Here is a 24,072-nt window from a genome sequence, read left to right as displayed (position 1 = left end):
AATCTCCTCACTATGCCAAGCAAGACCTATACCGAAGAGTTCAAGCGTGATGCTGTCGCACTCTATGAGAATTCCTCGGGTGCTTCATTGACCACTATTGCCACTGATCTCGGGATCAACCGCGCTACCTTGCATAACTGGGTCAAAAGGTACGGGACGGCCGCGCGCACCACGATCATTACCCCGGATTCTTCCTCGTCGGCCTCGGTCACCGACACCGAGCGGATCCGGCAGCTTGAACGCCAAGTTAAACGCTTGCAAGAAGAGCGCGATATTTTGCAAAAGGCTGCTAAATATTTCGCGGAAGAGACGAATTGGTGATCCGCTTCCGGTTCGTTGACGACGCGCGAAAAACCTACCCGGTTAAGCGGTTATGTGAAGTTCTGACGTTGAATCGTTCCTCGTATTACAAATGGAAATCTAGTGCAGCCAAGCGCAAGAAACGCTTGTTTAGCGATGCTATCCTCGGCGCGAAAGTCAAGGCCGTGTTCGCCGCAGAAAAGGGCTGCTACGGCGCCAAACGCGTCACGGCAGAACTCAACGACAATCCAAAAGATAGACCTGTCAACCATAAACGGGTCGCACGGGTGATGAGGTCAATGAAATTGTTTGGGTTCACGAAAAAACGCAAAGTCACCACGACTGTTTCGGATAAGAAAAAACCAGTGTTTCCGGACCTAGTCGGACGGAAGTTCACTGCCGACAAGCCAAATCAGCTCTATGTCGGTGACATTACGTATTTGCCGATTGACGGTGGGGCAAATATGTACCTGGCTACCGTGATTGACTGCTATTCACGCAGGCTAATCGGTTTCGCGATTGCGGATCACATGCGCACTAGCTTGGTTCAAGATGCCCTCACAGCTGCCAAAGGCCAGCGAGGCAGCCTTAAAGGGGCAATATTTCACTCGGATCACGGCAGTGTTTATACCTCGCAAGCATTCCAGCAGACATGCACGCTACTTGGGGTGAAACAGTCGATGGGAGCAATTGGAACCAGCGCAGATAACGCCTTAGCTGAATCGTTTAACGCCTCAATGAAGCGTGAAGTGCTGCAAGATTCTAAAACATTCACTAACCAGCTGGTGTGTCGGAGGGAGGTGTTCCGGTGGTGCACCAGGTACAACACGATGCGAAGGCACTCGTGGTGTAATCACCTCGCACCAAACGTGTTTGAGCGGCACAATGAAGCTACACTCAAACGTGCTTCTTGATTAAATCCCTGTGTCTACTTTCCGGGGGTCAGGCCCCTCCAACCATCCGGCGGGGAGGAAAATCAGTGCCGACACCGCGCGCACGGAGCCATCCATCAAAGCTTCCCAGTTGGGTGCGGATAATAGAAGAGCGAACATTGACCAACCATTCTTCGGGTTGATCGAGACTATAAGCTACGCCAAATCCGTCATCATAGACATGAAGATCTACATCCACCGACCGTTGTCGTGCGAGCTCAAGTAGTTCTTCCGCGGCCCATAATCCCCGTGGACCGCCGCCGATGATTGCCACCTTGATCACAGGTTTTTCTCCACCCAATCGTCGTTGTACATCGTGTCCATGTACCTAGTTCCATCATCATGCACAATCACCACGACATCACTGCCTTCGGCGATACTAGGCCGAAGTTTTTCCACAGCTGCGATAACTGCCCCACCTGACGCTCCTGGAAGGATCGCTTCTGTCCTGACCAATGTGCGGGCCGCGTCAACAGATGCCCGATCTTTAATACGGATAACCCTGTGAGGAGATAGCTGCTTGGAAAGCTCCGGCACCATGCCAGCACCAAAACCGGGAAGGTGGCGGGTGCCCGGATGGCCATCGAAAAGAACTGAACCTTCTGCATCTACTGCCGTGACCTGGGTCGCCACATTGTTCGAAGCAACATAGTGCAGGCAACCGCCGATCGTTCCTGTGGTGCTAACCGCTACCAGCAGATGATCCGGCGCGTGACCCAGCTGAGCCACAATTTCTGTCATTGTGCCCTTATCGTGCGCTACAAACGCCGCTGTATTGGAATATTGATCCAAACAGACGGCCTCCGGCATCTGCTCAAGTAGCTGAGCCACGCGAGCCCGACGCGCAACAAGCCAATCGCCGGTCTCAGGATCTGGTTCAGTGATTTGATGCACCACAGTTCCAAGCGCTTTCATATGAGCGACAGTAGTACGATTCGCGCGCGGGTCCACAACGCAGTGAAAAGTCCAATCACCCAGCACAGCTTCACGTGAAAGCGCGATACCCAGGTTTCCCGAACTAGACTCGACGACCGTGGCCCCAGGATTGAGACTGCTGGCCGTGGCCATGGCACGCGCTGTTCGGTCCTTAGCGCTGCCACCCGGATTGTAAGCCTCTAGCTTCGCCCACAGATTGAAATTCCAATCTCGGGCCAGTCTATCGAGCCTAACAAGTGGAGTATTACCAATGGCATCAGCGATAGTGTGACCGGAGTTACGTATCATGCATGCGATCATACAGGGCTTCAATGGGGGAGCCCGAATGGAAATGTGAGTGTAAACTATCCCGGAACGTTTGATGGGAGGTACTTTCTCCCAAAAAGTGTCGATGCAGTAGAGGGCATTTGCATTAGCTGTGAGTTCTAAAAAAGGGGCGCGCGATTCACATTGCGTTTAATGGACGATTGCCGTGGTCTCTCGATCATTCAATTTGCTTATGTAATGAAGTGAAGCTGAGTCCGATAATTACTTAGTAACAGATTCATAAAGATCATTTGGAAGTAAAGGAATCTTAGGCATGAAGATCACCCGCCTCGCAGTAGCAGCAGCTGCCGTTTCACTCACTTTGGTCGGCACGGGTGTCGCACAGGCAGACACCACCAAGGAACATACCACCACTGAGGCGACTGCCACCGCAGAAGCGTCTAGCGAGGAGTCATCTTCCCAGTCCTCTTCTTTGAGCAGCACCGATGAAAATGTCGACTCCGATAAGGACGGCGACAAGGATGACGCCAAAGAGCAAGACGAGTTTGAGCAGCCTAGCTCCCAGGCCATTGAAGATAACGCCGGCCCATTCGCGCCACTGCTGCTGGCTATCATGCCGACTCTTGGTGGCTTCTTCGGAATCATCGACCAGCTCGTGGGCTTCCTCAGCCTGATCGCTGGTCCAGCGCTCAACGCGCAGTACTCCGCTAAGTAGGCCTTGGTAAAGTATGACCGATGCGCGTGGCGTTGGGCGCGCCTCGCACTCTGTGCGCAGACATAAAATCTGCGTAGAGGAGAATAGATTTAACCGGGACATGGTCTGGGAAATTTCCGTGACAACAATCCATGCCTAAACTAGGGGTTCTAGTCTTTTCTAAGCCTTAGGGTTCATTTTCTGTTGTCTGGTTGAAGGTAGTTTGTCACTGTGGCTAAGTTTCTTTTCCGCGTAGGTCGCTGGTCGTACCTCAACAAGTGGAAAGTCATCATCGCGTGGGTTCTGTTGCTCGCAGGAGTCGGCGGCGCAGCGGCAGCGCTGATGAAGCCCATGACTTCAGAGTTCTCTATCTCCGGTACCCCGGCGATTGAGGCAACGTATCGCACGGTGGAACTTTTCCCTGAAGGTGGTAACCCCGCCAATGCGGCCTCCGTGAACTTAGTGTTCAAAGCCCCGGACGGGGAGAAGCTTTCAGATCCAGAAAATTCTGAAGCCATTGATGAGGTGATTACTTACCTCGAAGACAACCTGGCCATGGGCGATACCATGCGCTTTGGTAATCCGATTGAGTTTTCGCCGGAATTTGAACAAGGCGTCGTTGACCAGTTCACAGAGATGGGTCTGCCAGAAGAAGCCGCGCGTGAAGACGCTGACAACCTGTCCATGGTCAATGAAGATGAGACCATCGCGTACACCACCTTCAACTTTGATGCGGAAAGCCCATACTCGGTTGAGCAGTCCGACAAGGATATCGTTACTGATGCGATGAACATTGGGCGTGACTTGGGGCTCCAGGTGGAGGCCGGCGGTGCTGGTTTCGGCGATGAAATCGCGGTGAATACCACCTCAGAGCTCATCGGTCTTGGCGTTGCGTTCTTGGTTTTGATCTTCACCTTCGGCTCTTTGGTGTCCGCAGGTATGCCGCTGATTTCCGCAGTGATTGGCGTGGGCCTAGGCTCGCTGGGTTTGTTCATTGCAACGCACTGGGTTGAGCTCAACAACATCACTCCGGTTCTGGCTGTGATGATTGGCCTGGCGGTGGGCATTGACTACGCACTTTTTATTTTATCGCGCTACCGCTCAGAGCGTGAGACCAAGGATGGGCCGGATGCAGCCGGTATGGCTGCCGGTACGGCTGGTTCCTCAGTGGTCTTCGCTGGTGCCACAGTGTTCATTGCGCTATTCGCGCTGATTGTTGCCAATATCGGCTTCCTCACCGCCATGGGTCTGGCCGCGGCCGGAACCGTGGCCATTTCCGTGGTCGTTGCACTGACCCTCATCCCGGCGCTACTGGGCGTGCTGGGCGATAAGGCTTTCGCGGGCCGCATCCCAGGTGTGGCGGGTAACCGACGCCGCGCGAAGAAGAATAAATCCAACAAACAGGACATGAAGTCCTCGCAACTGGCGAATGAAGTTGGCGTTGCAGGCGATCAAATCGCAGATGCGGAGTTTGGTGCTGCCGCGCCAGCTGAAGCTGAACCACCTAAGGGCAAGTTCCGCATGACCCCAACCATGGGCAACCGTTGGGTGCGCTTGGTGCGCAAGATGCCGGGCGTCGTCATGGCTTTTGTGGTGCTGAGTTTGGGTGCACTGTCCGCGCCGGTGCTGAACATGGAATTGTCTTTGCCAGCAGATACCACCTCTAATCCGGATACCACGCAGCGTAAAGCAGCTGACTTGCTATCGGAAGGTTTCTACCCAGGTATCAACGGTCCATTCTTGGTCATCGTTGATGCGGAGAACATCAACACTGAATCGGCAGCACTGCAGCCACTGATGGCAGCGCAGGGCGAAGATTCCACAGTGGAAGAACAAGCACAGCTGTCGTCATATATGTACACCGCGGATGCGCTTAAACGTGTCGGTGGAGTGCGCCATGCGCAGATTGTGGGCTTGAGCGAAGACGGCCAAGCAGCGCAGATTATGGTCTCCCCGCAGACTTCCCCAACTGATGTGGCAACCGTTGGCGTGGCCAGCGCGTTGCGTGAGGCTACCAGTCGCATTGAAGATGCCACCGGCGCGGAACTCGGCATGACGGGTCTAACTGCAGTGCAGCTGGACATCACGGAACGCTTGGAAGAAGCGATGCCGCTATATCTGGCCCTTGTGGTGGGGCTGGCTATTTTACTGCTGTTCTTGGTCTTCCGTTCTCTACTTGTCCCGCTGGTCGCAGCACTCGGCTTCCTATTGTCCGTGGGCAGTGCCTTCGGACTGACTGTTCTGGTGTGGCAGGAAGGCCTGTGGGATTTGGTTCCTGCGCCCGGTCCGTTGATTTCCTTCATGCCAATCTTCCTTATCGGCGTCACCTTCGGTTTGGCTATGGACTATCAAGTATTCTTGGTCACCCGAATGCGTGAGCACTACTCGCACACGGGAGGTGAACCATCGCCGGGCTCGCCGTATTCGGGTGTGGATGAATCCACCATCGTCGGCTTTACCCAAGGCGCACGAGTGGTCACTGCCGCGGCCATCATCATGATTTCGGTCTTCGTGGCGTTTATTAACCAGCCGCTACCGTTCATTCAAATCTTCGGTTTCGCACTGGCGGTTGCCGTATTCTTCGATGCCTTCTTCATCCGAATGTCGCTGGTTCCTGCCACCATGTTCCTCATGGGCAAAGCCACGTGGTGGCTTCCAAAGTGGATGGATAAGGCAATGCCGCCGCTAGATATTGAAGGCACGGCTCTGGAAAAAGAGTGGGAAGAGAAAGAGCGGGCACAGCGTACTGAAGAGCAAGACCTTTCAGCCAAATAGGCCTGGGATAGTCCGTGAAGGAACACAGATTAGACTAGGTGGCTATGAGCCATGAGCACTCTGATGATCTTTCCTTTGATGTGACTACCCGCTTGGGCGATGGTAGCCCCGGCAAGCACGGCCGCACTGGTGTTATTCACACCCCACATGGGGATATCCAAACCCCGGCGTTTATCCCTGTTGCAACCAAAGCAACCGTAAAGACGCTAACCCCTGAGCAGATTAAATCCACTGGTGCGCAGGCTATTTTGTCCAATGCCTACCACCTGTACCTGCAGCCAGGTCATGATATCGTGGATGAAGCAGGTGGCGTCGGCGCCTTTGAAAACTGGGAAGGGCCCACCTATACGGACTCCGGCGGATTCCAGGTGATGAGCTTGGGCGTGGGCTTTAAAAAGGTCCTTGCCATGGACGTGGCTAAGTTGACCGAAGTCGATATCCGCGCGGCAAAGAAAGAGCGCCTTGCGCACGTGGATGAAGACGGCGTTGATTTCCGTTCCTTCATTGATGGTTCCAAGCACCGTTTCACACCAGAGGTTTCCATGCAGATTCAGCATGGCCTGGGCGCGGACATCATGTTTGCCTTTGATGAGCTGACCACGCTGGTGGATACTCGCGTCTACCAGGAACAGTCTGTTGAGCGCACCCACCGGTGGGCAAAGCGTTGTTTAGATGAGCATGAACGTTTGACCAATGAGCGCACCCACCGCCCGAAACAGTCGTTATGGGGAGTTGTGCAGGGGGCACAGTATGAAGACCTGCGCCGTCAGGCCACCCGTGGGCTGGTTCAGCTATCAGAGCAGGCAGAAGCAGAGGGCAAGCGTGGCTTTGGTGGCTTCGGTCTGGGTGGTGCTCTGGAGAAAGAAAACCTGGGCACCATCGTGGGCTGGTGCTGTGATGAGCTGCCAGAAAACAAGCCACGCCACCTGCTGGGTATCTCAGAACCAGATGACATGTTTACAGCGATTGAGGCCGGTGCTGACACCTTTGACTGTGTCGCGCCAACTCGTCTGGGTCGCCGTGGTGGCGTGTACACCCTTGATGGCCGCATGAATTTGATGGGCGCGAGGTTCAAGCGTGACTTCCGCGGAATCGATGAAGAATTCGGTGGATACGTATCGGAGAATTACTCTCGCGCGTATATCCACCACCTGCTCAAAGCCAAGGAATTCTTGGCGGGAACCTTGTGCACCATCCACAACCTGCAATTTATGATCAGCCTGGTTGATAACATCCGCAAGTCCATCGATGGCGGCTACTACGAGGCCTACCGCGATGAATTCATGGGACGGTACTACGCCAACAAGAAGTAGCGGGATTAACCCAAGAGTGCGTTGAAGACCTCGGTGCTGGACGGGTGGGTATAGATGCCATCGCCAAGCGCTGAGGCCGGAATCTTTTGGCGCATTGCCACTGCTACGAAGTTGATGAGCTCTTGGGAATCAACGCAGTACAACGTTGCGCCTAGGATCTGATCATCTTCCACATCGATGATGAATTTCGCTACACCTTCTGGCGTGCCCAAAATTTTCGGGCGCGGCATGATGGGAATATCGGCGATCTTTTTAAACCGCACCTCCGCGGTGTGCCCGCCGGAGGCAGCGTTATCTTTGGCGTCCTGCTCGCCCATGCCAATCGTGGAAACCGGTGGATTAATAAAGGTGGTGGTTGGGTATAACCGTCCAGTGGCTACCCGCGAGCCATCGCCCCAGCGATCCGAGGTGATCACGCGGTGGTCGTCATAAGAGATATAGGTAAATTGCGGACCCCCGGTGACATCACCAGCTGCGTAGACACCTTCGACGTTCGTGCGCAGGTGCTCATCCACGGCAATCGCACCGCGTTCCGTGGTATCGATTCCAGCGGATTCTAATCCCAGGCCCTCGGTGGCGGGAGTACGGCCAATGGAAAAGAGCACGTTGGTGGCATCGATGGCATGTTCACCGCCATCCTCCGAGTAACGCACTTTGATACCGTCATCGGTATCGTGCAGCTCCGTGACATCAGCGCCATTGATAATGGTGATTCCTTTGGTTTCTAAGTCGGCTTTGACCTCTGTGGCAACATCCTCATCGAAGGCTGTGCCGAATTTTGCCCCGCGGTCCAAGATGGTGACCTTCGTGCCAAACTGCGTGAACATGGTGGCAAATTCCATACCAATCGGGCCACCGCCAACGATGACCAAAGAATCTGGCGTGGAGTCTAAATGCTGCGCACCGGTGGAATCTATGACGCGAGACGAATCTACACCTGGAATATCAGGGATGACGGGGGTCGAACCGGTATTGATAATAATCGTGGTCGCAGTGATAGCCAGCTCTTCTTCACCGCCGGTGACCAGCACTGAATGCGAACCGGTGAATTCAGCGTGCCCGTCGACAACAAGCACGCCGGAGTCATCGGCAAGCTCCTTGTTGACCTTGTTCAAGGTGGCGATAAAGCTATCGCGGTGCTGAACCGAACCTTCGTAATTCACGCCGCGCTCGGAGTCTACCAGCATGGTCTTGGTCGGGACACACGCAATATTGATGCAGGTGCCGCCGTACATCTTCGGGGACTGCTCCACCAAAATAACGCGGTCGCCGTGCTCCGCGCGGTTCATGGCGATGGTCTTGCCGGCCTTACCAAAACCGATAGCCAGCACATCCGCGGTAGTTTCAGCCTGATTAGTTGTCGTTGCCATAAAATCCCTGCCCTTTCATAAAAAGAAATGGCTTGGCGAGCCACTAAACGTTGCTACACCAAGCCTAATCACATACGGGCTATGTGACAAAAGTGGTGTCTAGATCCGGCAATCTCCGCAGCTCTCAATAGCTAAATCAATACTCTGCAAGGTCAAAAAGCTTGCACACACGAGTTTTTCGGTCAATCCCGAAGTTTCTACCGCACCTGTGCTAACAGGTGCGGTTTTGTATTTCTCATGCCCGAAATACGACCACGATGCCCACTATGCACTGGGGAAATGAAGAAAAATGGGAAAAGAAACGCACGCACCCGATGGCGCTGTAAAAACACCACCTGCGGAATATCCGAACAAACCCACCGACCAGACATCACTGCCAAGCGCCACTTCACCTACTTCCACAACCACGTCACCGGCATTTACCCAATCACCGAATGCGCCAGGCTGATGAAAGTATCCACCCGCACCGTATACCGATACTTCGAACCACTATGGCTTATCGAAATACCCAACAACCCTGACAAACACCGCATCCACGACCAAATCTTTATCGACGGCACCTACACCGCAGCCGGATGTCTACTCATAGCCTCAACCTCCGACCACGTCTTGTGCTGGCACTGGTGCAAACACGAAACCACCCACTCCTACACGCAGCTACTCTCTAAACTCGCAGCACCCTTATGCGTGGTACTCGACGGYGGACAAGGTGCTCAAGCCGCCATCAAAAAGCTCTGGCCTAGCACCTTGATCCAACGCTGCCTCATCCACGCCCAACGAGTTGTTCGCCGCTACGTCACCTCCCGGCCACGGACCGAAGCCGGACGCGAAATCTATAATCTCGCCTTAGAACTAACAAGCAGAGAAACCGTGCAACAAGCCCGAAAATGGGCCGTCGACCTCCACAAATATGGAATCAAACACCACGATTTCCTCAACGAGAAAACCCCCTTGCCCCCAGAAATAAACCGCACCGGCAAACGCTATGAATTCACCCACCGCAGAGTCCGCAGCGCCTATAACTCGCTGACTAACCTGCACAAAAAGGGACACCTATTTATCTACCTCACCCCACCAAAACAAGCGATAGACAAAGAATCTTGGGCATCAAATACCAACAGACTAGAAGGCGGCATCAACTCGCAACTGAAATTCATCGCTCGCTGCCACCGCGGGCGCGGCGGGGAACGGCAAAGAAAAATGCTCGAATGGTGGCTCTACAACAAAACACCACTGCCTGGCGACCCACGCAAGATCGCCAGACAGCAGAACTGGGGAAAAGACCAACTCGCCAAAGTCCACGTCTTAACCCACACCGAGAACCACACCAACCACGAAACCGGAAGGCCAGCCCTCTACGACAATGCTATCCCAACCGAATACAACCACTCAGTAGGAATCAGAAAAGGAACCATCCGCTAAACATCCCACCCCGACACGCCGCCAGACACCACTTTTGGCATATAGGCCTCACATACGGGGCGGGAGTTATTTACACCGGAAGCAAAATGACGCTTCCGGGTTGGATGAGACTTTTTAGTTCAAGCCCTTGCCTCGATAGGTACTTCAGCAGGATGAAGCACCATCAAACAGCTATAGCGCGTTTGCGTTCCAAGGCTTCTGCGGAATACCGAACCAGTCTGATTATAAAAAGCACCAAGAATATTCCGCCTAATATGGCTGCGACCGTGAGCATGCTGTGAGCTTGATCAATCAATCGAAATGCTTCGCTAGGATCACTGCCTGCCTCCAGTGACAGGCGAGCGCCGTGTAGTTCATTGAATGCCATGACAAAAGCGACGCTTGCTACAGTCAGCGAGAATATCTCACATAATAATAAGATGATTCGCATAATTTATCCTATATTGTGGCACTGCTCGCCACGGTATTGGTCTGCGACGAAAAGGCGCGCACATTGCTTTGAGCCGGACTGCACGTAAACATTCTGGGGTCCAGTGTCCGCAGCTGCTCCGAAGCTGCATCCAATGTGCTTAGAACCCACAAAAGTCCGGTGAATTCGGCTTCCGGTACGATTCTGATAATCAACTCTCCAATTGCAGATCGTTGAAGGTACACGATATTGAGAGCCTTCCGACTGGATGTAATTTCCAGAACCAATGATTCTATGTTGAAGTTCGCCTGTAGTTACGTGGAAAGTATTTCCTCTGAATGTGAATGAAAAGCCGTTGATAGGCTGGTAGCCCGATGCGCTGAGTGGCCGGATCAGGCTCCCTGAAGCATCTGTATCCTCGGGAACGTAATTGTATCCGGTTGGATCATCGCTTTGTGTTTCGCCACCATCAATTATCTGGTGGAGCCCGTCTGCTGTGGTGAGCCCGGGTGATGTTGTGCGGTACTCATCGGTTTGAGCGCTCGCAAAAATTGGCGAGTACATAGTGATTAATACAAGCGCCGATATAGAAGTGAAGAGCTTTTTCATGGCATTGCCCCCTTGAATGTGAATTTATGAGATCGGATGAGCTGGTTCGCTAACTTGCCGCGGCAGTGTAGGGCTGCGAGACGTATACTGAGTCAAACTTTCGATTGAGGTTAGTCCATTCTAAGTTGCATGTTATTCAATCGGTGTGGCGCCGTCAAGCGTTCTAGGTCACTTATTTAGCGAGGTTCCAACGTTTGGCCAGCGGTGATTGCGAAATTGGTATTGGCTCTAAAATGCTGGGATATCGGCCGGTGCTTTCCGATTATCGGGATAGTGGCGATTGCTATTAGCCTTCATAGTGGTCGAGTATGGTTTCTGTGAGGGGGGATGCGCCGACATTCAAGCGATACCAGCTATCCGAAATGCCCATGGCAACTCGACCGAAACGGCATGTCGAATCTGGTGAATATTTGGAGGAAGCACATCACTGAGCACTTCTTGTACTTTTAGCTCAGAACATTGCCAGAATTTATTCACACCGGAACGTAATCTTCGCGCTTTTTCACCCAGGCGATCACTCGGGTGGTCACCGGCAAGAGCACAATTTCAATGAGTGTCTTCCAGAAAAAGCCCACGGCGACGTAGTTGATGAAGCCGCCGACGGAGTCGACACCGATGACGGACGCGGCGATGGCGCAAAACAGCAAAGTGTCGCCAAATTCACCAACAACGGTCGAGGCAATCAAGCGGGTCTTCAAACCGCCTTCGCCAGAACGTTTCTTCATCGTGTTCATGATCCAGGCGTTGAGCAGCTGGCCCACCAGGTAGCCCGCCAGAGAAGCCAGAACAATTTGTGGCACCAGGCCTAAGGTCGCAGCGAAGGCTTCTTGGCCTTCATAGAAGCTTGCCGCAGGCAGCCAAATAGCGATATAGAAACACACCACGGCCAAAAGCGCCATGCAAAAGCCTATGTAGATAGCGCGCCGGGTCGATTTAAAGCCGTAGCACTCAGCCAGGACGTCGCCGACGATATAGGCCAGAGGGAATAAGAAAAATGCGCCGTCTGTGATCAGAGGGCCAAGTTCCACGCCTTTGGTGGCGTTGATGTTGGAAATGAGGAAGACGACGACAAACACCGTGACCAACCACGGATACAGAGTGGACTGTACCGGGATGAATCGGATGCTCTCGCCGCCATTTTCAGCGGTTGCGGTTGCCGATTTACTTGTCATGGAATACATCTTCGCACTTGGAGTCGTAACCTGGAAATTATGGAAAATCCGCCACACAACAAATCTCAACCTCATGGCGCCGGGCACGAGCACAGGCCGAACTCGCGCACCGGCACCAGCTCTGGCACTGGCGCTGGCCGCTATGCGCCGAGCCCTTCTGGTGATCTGCATTTTGGAAATCTACGCACTGCTGTGTTGGCGTGGTTGTTTGCGCGCAGTACCGGCCGGCAGTTCCTGATGCGGGTGGAAGATATTGATCAGCAGCGCTCTTCCATGGAATCGGCACAGCGTCAGCTCGATGATCTTGCGGCATTGGGTATTGAGTGGGATACGAAGGTCATCTACCAGCATGATCGCTACGGTGCTTATGAGGCCGCGCTGGCGAAGCTACCGCACTATGAGTGTTATTGCTCGCGCAAGGATATCCAGGAAGCAGCGCGCGCACCGCATGCCATTCCGGGGCAATATTCGGGCACATGTCGCGATTTAAGCGATGCTGAAAGGGAAGAAAAGCGAGCATTGCTTGCCGATACCTCCCGCGTCCCCGCCCTTCGCCTGCGCGCCGAGGTGTCCAGTTTTACGGTCCATGATGAATTGTTGGGAGAGTACACCGGCGATGTCGATGACATGATTTTGCGTCGTGGCGGCAACGCGAATCAGATTGGCCCGCTGGGTTCGGACTGGGCATATAACCTGGCAGTGGTGGTTGATGACGGTGACCAAGGTATTGACCAAGTCGTACGCGGTGATGACCTGTTGTCCTCCGCGCCACGGCAGGGGTATTTAGCCACATTGTTGGGCTATGACGTCCCAAATTATGTGCATGTCCCGCTGGTTCTTAACTCTGCAGGCCAGCGCCTGGCCAAGCGTGATGGTGCGGTGACCTTGCGTGAGCTGCTGGAGGATTCTTCAATTGAAACCGTCATCGGGCAGCTATCCCGCTCCCTTGGTTATAACGGCATCACCACGGCGGAAGGGCTAAAAGAGGCATTTGACCCGGTCGAGTTTGCGGCAACCGATGCCGCACGCAGCCCATTTACCTGGGCCAACCCGAGCTAGTCCACCACGCCAAGCCTCAAAACAGGCCTCACCGATCCATATAAAGGGATACACACATGGACGTTTTAATGATCCTGACTGGGCTGCTGTTTGCCACAGTATTCTCAGTTGCTTTGGGCAACAGAACCGGTTTGCCATGGCCGGCGCTACTGACGCTGGTTACCACCGTGGTGGTCTTTATCCCGGGTTTCACTACGTTCACGGTGCCCTCGGAGCTGATTCTTCCTATCTTCCTACCGCCACTGTTATGGGCATTGGCGCGGCGCACCTCATGGGGCGTGATTCGGGAGCAATGGCGAACTATCGTGCTGCTCTCTGTCGTTTTGGTGATTCTCACCACCGCCGGCGTGGGCTTGGCTGCATGGTACTGGCTGCCAGGAATCGGTCTGGCGGGCGCCATTTTGATTGGTGCTGCTATCGCACCACCAGACCCGGTAGCGGTGGAAGCCGTGGCGGAACCGGCAGGTATTCCGCACCGCATTACCACCTCGCTGCAGACCGAGGGGCTTTTCAATGATGCCGCCTCCATCGTGTTGTTCCACCTGGCGCTGTTCGCGATTACGGAGGGCAATGACTTATCTGTAGCCAGCGGCGTTATGAACTTCGTGTACTCGTCTGTCGTGGCCGCGGTGCTGGGTTTGGTCATCGGTTTGGTAGCAGCGTGGTTTATGAAGCACATTGATGACTCCACCGCGCGTAATGCCCTGACCTGGGTGGTGCCATTCGGTACCTACATCACCGCGGAGTATTTGGAAGCATCCGGCGTGATTGCCGTGGTGGTCGCCGCGATTGAGCTCAGCTCCCGCGCACCTTTGATGGCGGAGGACCGCTCTTCGGGGCAGAACTTCTGGGAGACAGCTGAGTTGCTTTTTACCGGCGTCGCTTTTGGTCTCATTGGCATGTCCGTGCGTGACGCAATTGGTGAGGTCGGCTCAGATCTCTGGCATTCCGTGTTCGTGGGCGTCGGTTTGTCACTGGTTGCCATCGTGATTCGCGGGGTGTGGATGTACATTGTCTGCCTCATCAACAAAAAGACCAATCAGCGGCGCAGCGCCCCAACCAGGCTGCAGGAAGTCCTGCTGATGACATGGTCGGGCATGCGCGGACTGGTGACACTAGCGCTGATCTTGTCCATCCCAACAGGCACCCTGGCATATCACCACGAGCTTGCGATTATCGCGCTCACCGTCTTGCTGGTCACCATGGTGATTCCAGGACTACTGTTGCCATGGCTGATGAATCAGCTGTCGCTGCGCTCTCAATCCGAGGCTGCTGAGGATGCCATGCGTGCTGCCGTCTCTGAGCGTTCCCGCCAAGCGGCGATGACAAGCTTGCGCGAATGCGCCGACAATCTGGATCCTGAAATCGCTGTCGCGGTGGATAACTGGTTTGAAGAAAACCTCGGCGCCGGCGACCTTTCCTCCGATGAACGTGGCGTGCGTATGGAAAAGCTCAAACGCGCCCGCACTGAGGCGAGCAAAGCCCGCGAAGTCGCTTTGCTCGCCTCCCAGGCGGAGCTTCTGCGCATGCGCAAGACCAGGGAATTTAACCCTGTCATCGTGGATGAAATCCTCGGCGAAGTCGACCGCGCGCTGCTAACAGTCAAAGACCGGAAGTAGCGCAGCACTTCTGGCTACACTGGCAGCCATGGATGGGCAGGGAATTTATGAATACGCCGAACTCGACAAGAGTATGGACTATCTGTACGAGTTCTTTGACAAGGACCTCAAAGACCGCCTCGACACCGAACGCCAATTTATCCCCGAAGGACTCGAAGACCTGATCGGGGATAACTCACTGCTCGACTACATCTGGCTGTGGATCAAAGACACCGGACCGCGCGGATTTCGCCAATATCTCTTTGACGGTGGCTATGAAGTATCCGAAGTCACGGAAGCTTTCTTGGCCAAGCGCCAAGAGTGGGGAATGAACACCCCACCGCATTTGGAATGGCTGGAACAAGATGAGTTCGACGCCGAATCTTTGAAGGTTTGATTTGAAGATTTAATTTGAGCGTCTAATCAACCCTTTTTCTAAATCCCTGTCGAAGTCGTGTTGTACTACGCAGGTCTTGTTGTTCTCCGGTGCAGCCGATGCGTGCCTTTGAAATCACCCCGAAAACTTAAAGGGGACCCCGCGCACCCGTCAGAGCCTGCTGACCCTTGCTGCATTCCTGCCCTGGGGGAGTTCACAGGATGTACGCCACGCGGAATCCTGTCCTAGAGCCTAGCGCTTGGTTGGCTTCAATATCAAATGAAGAAAATAGCGCCGAAATAGAAAGGGAAATAGCCGCGCTCGCGGGGCGGCATCACGGGAACAAGGCCACGGAAGGATTGAAGAAAGACTATGTACGGTTCGTGTTGGTGGTTTAAACGCAGAAAGGTGTGATGACCTGCTGATTTTGTTTCAACTTACCCGTGCTGATAATGTTTCTTCTCGGAGGATTCGACTAGCGGCCTATGTCACACGCCTGGAACGCGTGCGGGGCTCACGCCCCTCGTGGGTTCAAATCCCACATCCTCCGCCAGAGAAAATCTCGGGCTACTGCGAAAGCGGAAGCCCGAGATTTTTTGTTTTGCATCGGGTAGGCTTGCGCTGATGGTGCCTGCAAAAACGGACGCCCGCAAATGCGGGGATGTGCGCCCAGCGGTCGTATTAATTGGCTACTATTGGACTCCACATAGGGCCTTATACAGAACCGAAAGGTAGGCGAGCACGTCTCATGTCGCTGCTTGAACTTGACTCTGATCAGCTAAAAGAATTAGCTGACCGCACTCGTAAAAATTATGAAGAGCTCAAGGCCAAGGGCCTCAAGCTTGACCTCACCCGCGGTAAGCCATCCGCTGAGCAGCTGGATTTGGCTGATGAACTGCTTACTTTGCCGGGTAAGGACAACTACAAGGACAAGAACGGCGCGGACCTGCGTAACTACGGAAATGCTGAAGGCATCGCGGATATCCGTGAGCTGTGGGGCGAGCTAATCGGTGTGAACCCAGCGCAACTGCTGGCTGCTGATTCTTCTTCCTTGAACATGGAATTTGATCTGGTGTCTTGGTCCTGCGCATTCGGCAACAATGACTCTCAGCAGCCGTGGTTCGCGGATGAAGCGCGCAAGTGGATTTGTCCTGTGCCAGGCTACGACCGCCACCACACCATCTCTGAGCAGTTCGGTTTTGAAAACGTCACCGTGCCAATGCTCGAAGACGGCCCAGATGTTGACGCTATCGCTGAACTGGTCAAGGACCCATCGGTTAAGGGCATGTGGGCTGTTCCAATGTTCTCTAACCCGACTGGGGTGACGTTTAGCAAGGAGAGCATCGAAAAGCTTGCCTCCATGGAGACCGCCGCACCGGACTTCCGCATCATGTGGGACAACGCGTACGCCGTGCACACCCTGACTGAGGAATTCCCAGAAATCATCGACGTGCTCGACATTTCTGAAAAGGCCGGCAATCCGAACCGCTTCTGGGTGATGTCTTCAACTTCGAAGATCACCTTCGCAGGCGCGGGCGTGGCCTTCTTTGCTTCATCCAAGGCAAACTTGGACTGGTACCTGTCCATCGCGAACACGCGCGGTATTGGTCCAAACAAGCTCAACCAGCTGGCACACGCGAACTACTTTGGCTCCGCTGAAGGCGTACGTGCTGTGATGCGCAAGCACTCCGGCATCCTTGCGCCGAAGTTCACCGCTGTGCAGAACATCCTGGAAGAACGACTGGGCGAATACGAGGTTGCACGTTGGACCAAGCCTGAAGGCGGCTACTTCATCTCCATGGATGTCATTGATGGCACTGCTTCCCGCGTGTGGGAACTGGCCAAGGACGCCGGCATTGTGCTGACCAAGGCTGGTTCTGCTTTCCCTGGTAATGATGACCCGAATGACCGCAACATCCGCCTAGCGCCTTCCCTGCCACCACAGGAAGAAGTTGAAGAGGCCATGGATGGCGTGGCTACCTGTGTTCTGCTCGCCGCAATTGAGAAGTTAGGTGCCTAAATTAACCGCGAGGAAACTGCTGTTTGGTTAGACCAGATAATCCCTGCTGACCTTGAATTTAAGAAGGTCAATGGCAGGCAGCTTGGTTTGGCGGCGTTAGATGATGAACAAAACCTTGCCGTGACCACCCAGTTCGCCGATGTGAACACGGGGTTGGTCAAGCAAGGAACTGAGATGGCCGTGCGCTGTGAGCTGCTAGCCGTGACGCGCGCACCGCAGGCGGCTGTTGCCGCAGCGATAGTGGGCGTGGCAGAGAAACTCGAAAGCGCAGGCGGCGTGCTTCCTGCACAACCCGGCGTGCTGCTGCCTAATATTGCCTCCCCGCTGGAAGACGCCGCCGACATCACCGTCTCCCACGCCATGCTGATCGCCCCATATTTGTGGGGCGGTCCATCCCCGCAGGTCCAAGAGGAAGAACGGCTGACTTTGGCATTGCAGGTAGTCATGCTGACTGATGCCGAATACGCCTACGCCGTGGATGAAGGCGTACCGGCGGTGCAGCAGGCGGTTGCCGAACAAGGCATCGACATTTTGGACTGGACTCGGGCGGATTCCTAGCCCAATTCGAAGAAGGTAGAATCAGCGTCGTGGCTTTATACCGGAAATATCGTCCAGCGACTTTTGCTGAAGTAGTTGGGCAGGAACAAGTAACCCAACCGCTCTCAGCAGCACTTGATTCAGGGCGCATTAATCACGCGTACCTATTTTCCGGTCCGCGCGGCTGTGGCAAAACCTCATCCGCGCGCATTATGGCGCGTTCGCTCAACTGTGTTCAGGGGCCAACGTCAACCCCGTGTGGGGAGTGCGCCAGCTGTGTTTCCCTGGCCCCTGGTGGCCCGGGAAACCTTGACGTAACTGAGCTGGACGCGGCATCGCACAACTCGGTGGAAGACATGCGTGAGCTGCGTGAGCGTGCCTATTACGCGCCGGCGGATTCCCGCTATCGTATCTTCATCATCGATGAGGCCCACATGGTGACCAACCAGGGCTTTAATGCCCTGTTGAAGATTGTTGAGGAACCACCAGAGCATCTCATCTTTATTTTTGCGACCACGGAACCGGACAAGGTCATTGGCACCATCCGTTCCCGTACGCACCATTACCCATTCCGCCTGCTGACTCCTCCCGCGATGAAGGGCCTGCTGGAGCGCACCGTTGCTGCGGAAGGCCTGTTCGTTGAGGATTCCGTCTACCCGATGGTCATTGCCGCCGGCGGCGGGTCCCCGCGTGACACGTTGTCTATCCTGGACCAGCTGCTTGCCGGTTCGGGTCCCAACGGTCTGACCTATGACATTGCGCGTCCACTGTTGGGCGTCACGGATGTCACCTTGCTGGATGACACCATTGCCGCGCTGGCGCAGGGCGATAAGGCCGCGCTGTTTAAGCACGTCGATTCCGTGATTGAAGCCGGCCACGAACCGCGTCGCTTCGCCGTCGACTTGCTTGAACGTCTGCGCGATTTGATGATTTTGCAGGCCGTTCCCGACGCGATTGCCGCCGGGCTTGTCGATGCCCCCGTGGACCGCGGCCAGACCCTCACCGAACAAGCGCAGCTATTCAATGGTGCCCAACTTGCGCACTATGCCGCCACCGTCAACGAACAAATCGGTGCCCTGCGCGGCGCGACCTCCCCGCGCCTGCTGCTAGAAATCCTGTGCGCCCACCTGGTCATGGCTCCGACCTCCACCGACGTTGCTGCCTCCAGCGCGCCCGCCCAAGGCACGCCTCAGCGCAACAGCCAACAGGCCGGTCAACCTGGACAGCCTGGTCAATCCGGCCAGTCCTCCGCAGCCGCGTCTGGTTCTAGCTCCAACAACGGCGCCACCGGCCTTGCCGCCGCCCAAAAAGCCGTCGCCGAGATCGCCGCCCGCCGCGGCCAAAAGCGCGAGCAAGCACAACCCGGCCAACAAAACCAGGCCGGCCAGCAGCAACAGCAGCGCCAGCCGATGCCAAACCAGCCAGCGCAGCATCCCGCACAGCAGCCTGCTCAACAACAGCCGTCGCAACAACAACCTGCGCAGTGGCAGCAGCCTGAACCGCAGAACGCTGTGCAGCAGCACACAGAACAGCAAACTCAGGCACAGGCACAGCCAGCGCCGGAGCAGTCTGCGTCTCAGGTAAGCCAGCAGCCGGTTCATGAAGCTCTACGGCAAGCATCTGCGCAGCAAGAGTCACACGCTCAGGATGCAAGCGATGAATCTTCTGCTTGGCAGCCTGAGCAGTCCCAGAATGAACCGTCTGCTTCGGAGACCGCCGAGTCTGCTGAGCCTGTTGAGCAGTCGCAGGAGTCGCAGTCGCCTGCGGAGCCAGTTCCTACGACAGCCCCTGGTGCGGAACCGGTTGCAGAACAATCCGCCGAACCTGTTGCCGAACCGGCAGGTGAGGCAACACCGGCTGCGGCGGCGTCTGATCCGGATGAGTTGGTGGAACAGCTGCGCAATGATTGGCAGCGTCTGCGCGCGAGCGTGTCCAAGCGCAACAAGATTGCGGGCATCATGCTCACCGAAGCACGGGTCTTGGGACTCAAAGACGATACGTTGATTTTGGGACACACCACTGGTGCATTGGCGGAACGCTTGAATGCGCCGGCTAACAACAAGGATGTTGTTGCGGTTGTCTCTGAAGAAGCCGGACGCCAATTGGCGGTCAACTGCATCGTGGGCACGAACCCAGAAGCAGCAGGTTTTAGTGCGCAAAAGAAGAAACCAGAGACCTGGAATCCGAATGCAACAAGCAATGCTTCACGGGAGACCCGTGATGATGATCAGGAGGCAGAGAGTCCTAGGGACTACAACAATCCAGCTTCCTCAACGCCAGCGGATGAGTCTGTAGAAAACCCAACGCCACAATCTTCGGCCGACACCGAGCACGACAATCAACAGAGCACCGATGCGCAGCCAGCTCCGGAACAGGCCTCAGGTTGGGGCGCACCACGCGCACTTGGTGGCGCGACGCCTGGTCAGTCGACCCCGGACCAGACAGTGCAGCGACCTTCCGCGCCGCAGCAGTCAGCACCACAGAATGCTCCGAGCCAACCTGCACCGAGTAAACCTGCGGTAGAACAGACGACTTCGCCACAATCAGCAGCTGGCAATGCTGCTGCGCCAGCGTCGGCGGCAAAGGCGGAGCCTGCGCAGGACTGGCGTGCACGAATCGCCCAGGCCAAGGCCCTGACGCAGCAGCGCGAGGAAGAACTGCGTAACTCGGATACGTTCAGTGACGGAAGCCCGTTGCCGCCAGATCCGGGGCCGGAAGAATGCCCAGAATATGACTCCGTGCCGCCAGAAGATGCGCATCAATCAGCGAGTGCGCCGGCGCAGAATCTACCACCAGCGCAGCAATCGCAGCAGGCTGCCCCGACAGCATCTGCACCAACTGCATCTGCACCGCCGACACCTGCTGGTGGGCCGCAATCGGCGCCTGCTTCGCCGCACGCTAATCCATCAGCGGGCGGAGCATCAGCGGGCGGTGGATATTCTCGTGAGGCAGAAGAAAACGAGATGATGGATGACGCCCGCGAGCAGGGCCAGTTGGATAGGCGAAGTGCCACTGAAGTGGCCATGGAATTGCTGGCGAAGGAGCTCGGTGCCCGCAAGCTGTAAGAATGCGGCAGTGGGAGCGTTGGCTGTTAGTGATCATGGCCAACTTTCCCGGGACTCGTCTGGGAAATCGGTACACTGATTCAATAGAAAAGCACTAACAAACGCACTTTATGGAAGGCAGACAATGACTACTCCAGAAAACCCAACCCCAGACATGAATGACATTCTGGCTCAGGCTGCACGCGTGCAGGCAGAGTTGCAGAAGGCGCAGGAAGAAATCCTCGCAACCAATGTTGAAGGTACCGCCGGCAACGGCATGGTTACCGTCACCATGACCGGCGGCGCAGAACTCGTTGATTTGAAGATTGACAAGTCTGTTGTTGACCCAGAAGACGTAGAAACCTTGCAGGACCTGGTCTTCGGCGCATTCAAGGATGCACACGAGAAGGCTGGCCAGCTGGCACAGGAAAAGATTGGTCCCCTGTCCCAGGGCATGAACGATGGCGGAATGCAGGGCCTGTTCGGCTAAGCTGAACTAGTTTCCACTTTTAGACCGTGTGCGTTTTACAACAGTGAAACGGATACGGTCTTTTAGATGTTTTCGCCATAGGCAGTGATTTATTTATGAAGGGACGTTATTAAGCGTGTTTGAAGGACCGTTGCAAGACCTCATTGATGAGCTGTCGCGACTTCCCGGTGTGGGTCCTAAGAGCGCGCAAAGAATTGCGTTCCACGTGCTGCACATGGACCCAGAAGATATTGACCGCCTGTCCAACGCGTTGACCGCGGTGCGCGACGGCGTGACCTTCTGCCGTATCTGCTGCAATATCTCCCGGGAGACCGTCTGCCGTATTTGCGTGAATTCGCAGCGCGACCGCGGAACCATCTGCGTGGTGGAAGAACCGAAGGATATCCAGGTCATTGAGCGCACCGGTGAGTACCAGGGCCGCTACCACGTGCTGGGTGGGGCGCTAGATCCGCTGGCAAATGTGGGGCCGAAGGACTTGAACATCTCCCAGTTGCTGCAGCGCATCGGTGGTGTGCTGCCAGACCGTGAGCTTGCGGATTCCACTAAAGAAAACCCGCAATATGATGAAACCCCGGATGTCACAGAAGTCATCTTGGCCACCGACCCGAATACGGAAGGTGAAGCCACCGCCGCATACTTGGTTCGCTTGTTGCGCGACTTCCCAGATTTGAAGATCACCCGCTTGGCATCAGGCATGCCTTTGGGCGGGGACCTGGAGTTCGTGGACGAACTGACGCTATCGCGTGCGCTGCAGGGAAGGTTGACGGTCTAGTTCAGCCAACCGTCGCGTGGGCGAGCTGCTTAGGTCGCCTGCTGCGAGTAGAGCTGCGCATAGGCGCCAGCTTTGTCCAGCAGTTCCTCGTGGGTGCCGGATTCAATGATTTGCCCGCGGTCAACAACATAGATGCGGTCAGCACCCTCAATTGTGGAGAGGCGGTGCGCAATCGCAATGGTGGTGCGACCCTCCGCCGCGGTATCGAGCGCGTGCTGAACGGCGCGCTCATTAACGGTATCTAGCGCACTGGTGGCCTCATCCAAAACCAGCACACGTGGGTTCTTCAACAGCACGCGCGCGATGGCGATGCGCTGTTTCTCACCCCCGGAAAGACGATAGCCGCGCTCACCCACGACGGTGTCATAGCCGGTTTCAAAGCTGGTGATGGTGTCGTGGATATTGGCCAGACGTGCGGCCTTTTCAATCTCTTCTTGCGTCGCACCCGGTTTGCCGTATCGCAGGTTTTCCGCGATAGAGGCGTGGAAAAGATACGGTTCCTGGGTCACCACGCCAATGTGTTTCATCAGCTCTTCTTGCTTCAGATCGCGCACGTCATCACCGGCATAAGAAACGGTGCCGGAGGAGGCATCATAAAGCCTGGGCACCAGATTGCCAATGGTCGTCTTGCCCGAGCCGGAAGCGCCAACAAATGCCACGAATTGGCCCGGCTCAATATCAAAGCTCACCCGGTCCAACGTCGGACGTGACTCGGCGGAGGCATCCTCGTAGCGGAAGCTGACGTTATCGAATTGGATGTGTCCGGCCTTGCCTGGTTCATCGGAAGGCGACTTGGCATCCGGGGCATCCACAATCGCTGGTTTCATGTCCAAATATTCAAAGATGCGCGCAAACAACGCCGAGGACGTCTGCAAATCCAGGGCCACGCGCATAAGCCCCATCATGGGAAACAGCAGGCGTGATTGCACAGTGGTGAACGCGACGATGGTGCCGGCCGTAATACCAGCCTCCCCGAAAGCGAAGGAACCGCTGCTTCCGGCGCTCAACAGCCAGCCGGAAACCAGGTACACAACGGCTGGCACGGCAGACATGAAGATGTTGACCACACCGAAGAAGAGCTGGCCGCTCATCGCCTGGTGCACCTGCAACGTAATCTGGTGCGCGTTCTCATCCGAGTAGCGCTCAATCTCAGAACTCTGACGCGAGTAAGTCTTAGCCAGCAGCACGCCGGAGACAGACAACGTCTCCTGCGTAATCGCGGACATCTCCGACAGTGATTCCTGGGCTTGCCCGGCGATCTTCGCGCGAATCTGGCCCACGCGGCGCTGGCCCCACACCAAGAAAGGCAGCACAATAAACGCGATAATGGTCAGTTGCCAGCTCAGCAGCACCATGGCGATGAAGGCAGAGATCACCGTGACGGTATTACCAATGACGCTGGAGACCGTATTAGACAGCACACCAGCCACGCCGCCGACATCATTTTGCAGGCGGGACTGAATAACGCCGGTTTTGGTGCGGGTGAAAAACGCCAGCTCCATGGACTGCAGGTGCGCGAAAAGCTGAATGCGTAAATCACCCATGACGCGGTTTCCTACGCGCGCGGTGTAGTAAGCCTGCGCCACGGAAATGATTTGCGTGATGATGAAAATGCCCAGCATCAGGCCCACCAACTGCAGCACCACTGGCATATTCGGCCCTCCCGTTTCCGGGAACAGGCCGTCGTCGAAGACGCGTTGGGTAATCAACGGCGGGATAATACCCAGCGCCGCAGAGAGCAGCACCATGACAATGAGGATGGAAATCTGCGCACGGTAGGGCTTAAACAGCGTAAAGATGCGCGAGCCGAGGTTTTTGATTTTCGGCGCTTGACGGTTAATTTCCCGTTGGGCTTCATGGTCCGCTTTGGACACGCGCGCGCCTCGCGGTCCACCACCTCCACGCATACTCATTCTTTGCAGGTTACTAGCAAAAAGCGGTGGTGTCCCTAATTACTCAGGACACCACCGCGGAAGC

Annotated in this window: 19 protein-coding genes, 1 tRNA gene and 1 other RNA gene; 14 read left to right on the top strand and 7 right to left on the bottom strand. The window is 55.4% G+C overall.

Translation table 11 applies throughout. The features are described 5' to 3' along the window. Positions 1–12 precede the first annotated feature (12 nt). Positions 13–1,214 (top strand): IS3 family transposase gene (locus CCASEI_RS01815; protein WP_404825269.1). Its coding sequence is split into 2 segments (ribosomal slippage): positions 13–307 and positions 307–1,214, totalling 1,203 coding nucleotides; the frame shifts between segments, so codons are not numbered across the junction. A 28-nt stretch (positions 1,215–1,242) separates the two neighbouring features. Here the strand turns inward: CCASEI_RS01815 and CCASEI_RS01810 are convergent. Then, positions 1,243–1,515 (bottom strand): FAD/NAD(P)-binding protein, encoded by a 273-nt coding sequence (locus tag CCASEI_RS01810; RefSeq protein WP_025386974.1) that lies wholly within the window; start codon positions 1,513–1,515, stop codon positions 1,243–1,245. After that, on the bottom strand, positions 1,512–2,456 hold the full coding sequence (locus CCASEI_RS01805) for a pyridoxal-phosphate dependent enzyme (RefSeq protein ID WP_006821840.1): 945 nt from the start codon (positions 2,454–2,456) through the stop codon (positions 1,512–1,514). Before CCASEI_RS01805 ends, CCASEI_RS01810 begins: the two co-directional genes overlap by 4 nt. Positions 2,457–2,748: 292 nt before the next feature. Between CCASEI_RS01805 and CCASEI_RS01800 the strand changes: the two genes are divergently transcribed. From CCASEI_RS01800 to tgt, 3 genes are all read left to right on the top strand, one after another. Then, positions 2,749–3,150 carry a hypothetical protein gene (locus CCASEI_RS01800; RefSeq protein ID WP_006821839.1) on the top strand — a complete coding sequence of 134 codons (402 nt, stop codon included), beginning with the start codon at positions 2,749–2,751 and terminating at the stop codon, positions 3,148–3,150. A 210-nt stretch (positions 3,151–3,360) separates the two neighbouring features. Further along, positions 3,361–5,904 carry an MMPL family transporter gene (locus CCASEI_RS01795; RefSeq protein WP_006821838.1) on the top strand — a complete coding sequence of 848 codons (2,544 nt, stop codon included), beginning with the start codon at positions 3,361–3,363 and terminating at the stop codon, positions 5,902–5,904. Positions 5,905–5,948: 44 nt separating this feature from the next. Continuing rightward, positions 5,949–7,217 (top strand): tRNA guanosine(34) transglycosylase Tgt, encoded by a 1,269-nt coding sequence (gene tgt / locus CCASEI_RS01790; protein ID WP_006821837.1) that lies wholly within the window; start codon positions 5,949–5,951, stop codon positions 7,215–7,217. A 5-nt stretch (positions 7,218–7,222) separates the two neighbouring features. Here the strand turns inward: tgt and CCASEI_RS01785 are convergent, their stop codons facing one another. Then, positions 7,223–8,587, bottom strand: coding sequence for a dihydrolipoyl dehydrogenase family protein (locus CCASEI_RS01785; protein ID WP_006821836.1), 1,365 nt, complete (start codon positions 8,585–8,587; stop codon positions 7,223–7,225). Between the two features lie 237 nt (positions 8,588–8,824). Here CCASEI_RS01785 and CCASEI_RS01780 point away from each other — a divergent pair, with 237 nt between their 5' ends. Continuing rightward, positions 8,825–10,009 (top strand): IS1249 family transposase, encoded by a 1,185-nt coding sequence (locus CCASEI_RS01780; protein WP_038574342.1) that lies wholly within the window; start codon positions 8,825–8,827, stop codon positions 10,007–10,009. A gap of 433 nt (positions 10,010–10,442) precedes the next feature. On the opposite strand, the gene CCASEI_RS14965 is transcribed toward CCASEI_RS01780, so the two are convergent. Both CCASEI_RS14965 and CCASEI_RS01770 read right to left on the bottom strand, forming a co-directional pair. Then, a complete protein-coding gene (locus CCASEI_RS14965) occupies positions 10,443–11,027 on the bottom strand; it encodes a hypothetical protein (RefSeq protein WP_006821582.1) in 585 nt (194 codons plus the stop codon). Between the two features lie 473 nt (positions 11,028–11,500). After that, positions 11,501–12,199 carry a queuosine precursor transporter gene (locus CCASEI_RS01770; RefSeq protein WP_006821581.1) on the bottom strand — a complete coding sequence of 233 codons (699 nt, stop codon included), beginning with the start codon at positions 12,197–12,199 and terminating at the stop codon, positions 11,501–11,503. A 39-nt stretch (positions 12,200–12,238) separates the two neighbouring features. On the opposite strand from CCASEI_RS01770, the gene gluQRS reads away from it, so the two are divergent. From gluQRS to CCASEI_RS01755, 3 genes are read left to right on the top strand one after another with little or no spacing between them, the layout of a single operon-like run. Next, a complete protein-coding gene (gene gluQRS, locus CCASEI_RS01765) occupies positions 12,239–13,258 on the top strand; it encodes a tRNA glutamyl-Q(34) synthetase GluQRS (protein ID WP_025386972.1) in 1,020 nt (339 codons plus the stop codon). Between the two features lie 56 nt (positions 13,259–13,314). Further along, positions 13,315–14,877: a cation:proton antiporter gene (locus tag CCASEI_RS01760; protein WP_006821579.1), complete on the top strand. Its 1,563-nt coding sequence runs from the start codon at positions 13,315–13,317 to the stop codon at positions 14,875–14,877. A 28-nt stretch (positions 14,878–14,905) separates the two neighbouring features. Further along, entirely contained in the window at positions 14,906–15,253 is a 348-nt protein-coding gene (locus CCASEI_RS01755; protein WP_025386971.1) for a hypothetical protein, read from the top strand. Positions 15,254–15,378: 125 nt separating this feature from the next. On the opposite strand, the gene ffs is transcribed toward CCASEI_RS01755, so the two are convergent. Then, positions 15,379–15,477, bottom strand: an RNA gene (gene ffs / locus CCASEI_RS14645) — signal recognition particle sRNA small type. A 219-nt stretch (positions 15,478–15,696) separates the two neighbouring features. Here ffs and CCASEI_RS01750 point away from each other — a divergent pair. The 6 genes from CCASEI_RS01750 to recR all read left to right on the top strand — a co-directional run bounded on the left by CCASEI_RS01750 (position 15,697) and on the right by recR (position 22,095). Beyond that, positions 15,697–15,785 (top strand) — tRNA-Ser (locus tag CCASEI_RS01750). Between the two features lie 195 nt (positions 15,786–15,980). Further along, on the top strand, positions 15,981–17,252 hold the full coding sequence (locus tag CCASEI_RS01745) for an aminotransferase class I/II-fold pyridoxal phosphate-dependent enzyme (protein ID WP_006821577.1): 1,272 nt from the start codon (positions 15,981–15,983) through the stop codon (positions 17,250–17,252). An 87-nt stretch (positions 17,253–17,339) separates the two neighbouring features. Then, positions 17,340–17,810: a suppressor of fused domain protein gene (locus CCASEI_RS01740; RefSeq protein WP_081748450.1), complete on the top strand. Its 471-nt coding sequence runs from the start codon at positions 17,340–17,342 to the stop codon at positions 17,808–17,810. Between the two features lie 29 nt (positions 17,811–17,839). Further along, complete coding sequence (locus CCASEI_RS01735; RefSeq protein WP_025386969.1) at positions 17,840–20,854, top strand: DNA polymerase III subunit gamma and tau; 3,015 nt, start codon at positions 17,840–17,842, stop codon at positions 20,852–20,854. A 124-nt stretch (positions 20,855–20,978) separates the two neighbouring features. Next, positions 20,979–21,323, top strand: coding sequence for a YbaB/EbfC family nucleoid-associated protein (locus CCASEI_RS01730; protein ID WP_006821574.1), 345 nt, complete (start codon positions 20,979–20,981; stop codon positions 21,321–21,323). 115 nt (positions 21,324–21,438) lie between these two features. After that, positions 21,439–22,095 (top strand): recombination mediator RecR, encoded by a 657-nt coding sequence (gene recR, locus CCASEI_RS01725; RefSeq protein ID WP_006821573.1) that lies wholly within the window; start codon positions 21,439–21,441, stop codon positions 22,093–22,095. Positions 22,096–22,124: 29 nt separating this feature from the next. On the opposite strand, the gene CCASEI_RS01720 is transcribed toward recR, so the two are convergent. Then, entirely contained in the window at positions 22,125–24,008 is a 1,884-nt protein-coding gene (locus CCASEI_RS01720; protein ID WP_025386968.1) for an ABC transporter ATP-binding protein, read from the bottom strand. Between the last annotated feature and the right edge of the window lie 64 nt (positions 24,009–24,072).

This window comes from Corynebacterium casei LMG S-19264, assembly GCF_000550785.1.
Taxonomy (GTDB): Bacteria; Actinomycetota; Actinomycetes; order Mycobacteriales; family Mycobacteriaceae; genus Corynebacterium; species Corynebacterium casei.
Note: the sequence above shows the minus strand (reverse complement) of the source record. Positions and strands in the feature narration are given on the sequence as shown.

Coding starts and splice junctions, on each gene's coding strand:
- tgt (WP_006821837.1), top strand. CDS start 5,949: ATGAGCCATGAGCACTCTGATGATCTTTCCTTTGATGTGACTACCCGC.
- CCASEI_RS01785 (WP_006821836.1), bottom strand. CDS start 8,587: ATGGCAACGACAACTAATCAGGCTGAAACTACCGCGGATGTGCTGGCT.
- CCASEI_RS01800 (WP_006821839.1), top strand. CDS start 2,749: ATGAAGATCACCCGCCTCGCAGTAGCAGCAGCTGCCGTTTCACTCACT.
- CCASEI_RS01755 (WP_025386971.1), top strand. CDS start 14,906: ATGGATGGGCAGGGAATTTATGAATACGCCGAACTCGACAAGAGTATG.
- gluQRS (WP_025386972.1), top strand. CDS start 12,239: ATGGAAAATCCGCCACACAACAAATCTCAACCTCATGGCGCCGGGCAC.
- CCASEI_RS01760 (WP_006821579.1), top strand. CDS start 13,315: ATGGACGTTTTAATGATCCTGACTGGGCTGCTGTTTGCCACAGTATTC.
- CCASEI_RS01805 (WP_006821840.1), bottom strand. CDS start 2,456: ATGATACGTAACTCCGGTCACACTATCGCTGATGCCATTGGTAATACT.
- CCASEI_RS01745 (WP_006821577.1), top strand. CDS start 15,981: ATGTCGCTGCTTGAACTTGACTCTGATCAGCTAAAAGAATTAGCTGAC.
- CCASEI_RS01770 (WP_006821581.1), bottom strand. CDS start 12,199: ATGACAAGTAAATCGGCAACCGCAACCGCTGAAAATGGCGGCGAGAGC.
- CCASEI_RS14965 (WP_006821582.1), bottom strand. CDS start 11,027: ATGAAAAAGCTCTTCACTTCTATATCGGCGCTTGTATTAATCACTATG.
- CCASEI_RS01720 (WP_025386968.1), bottom strand. CDS start 24,008: ATGAGTATGCGTGGAGGTGGTGGACCGCGAGGCGCGCGCGTGTCCAAA.
- CCASEI_RS01730 (WP_006821574.1), top strand. CDS start 20,979: ATGACTACTCCAGAAAACCCAACCCCAGACATGAATGACATTCTGGCT.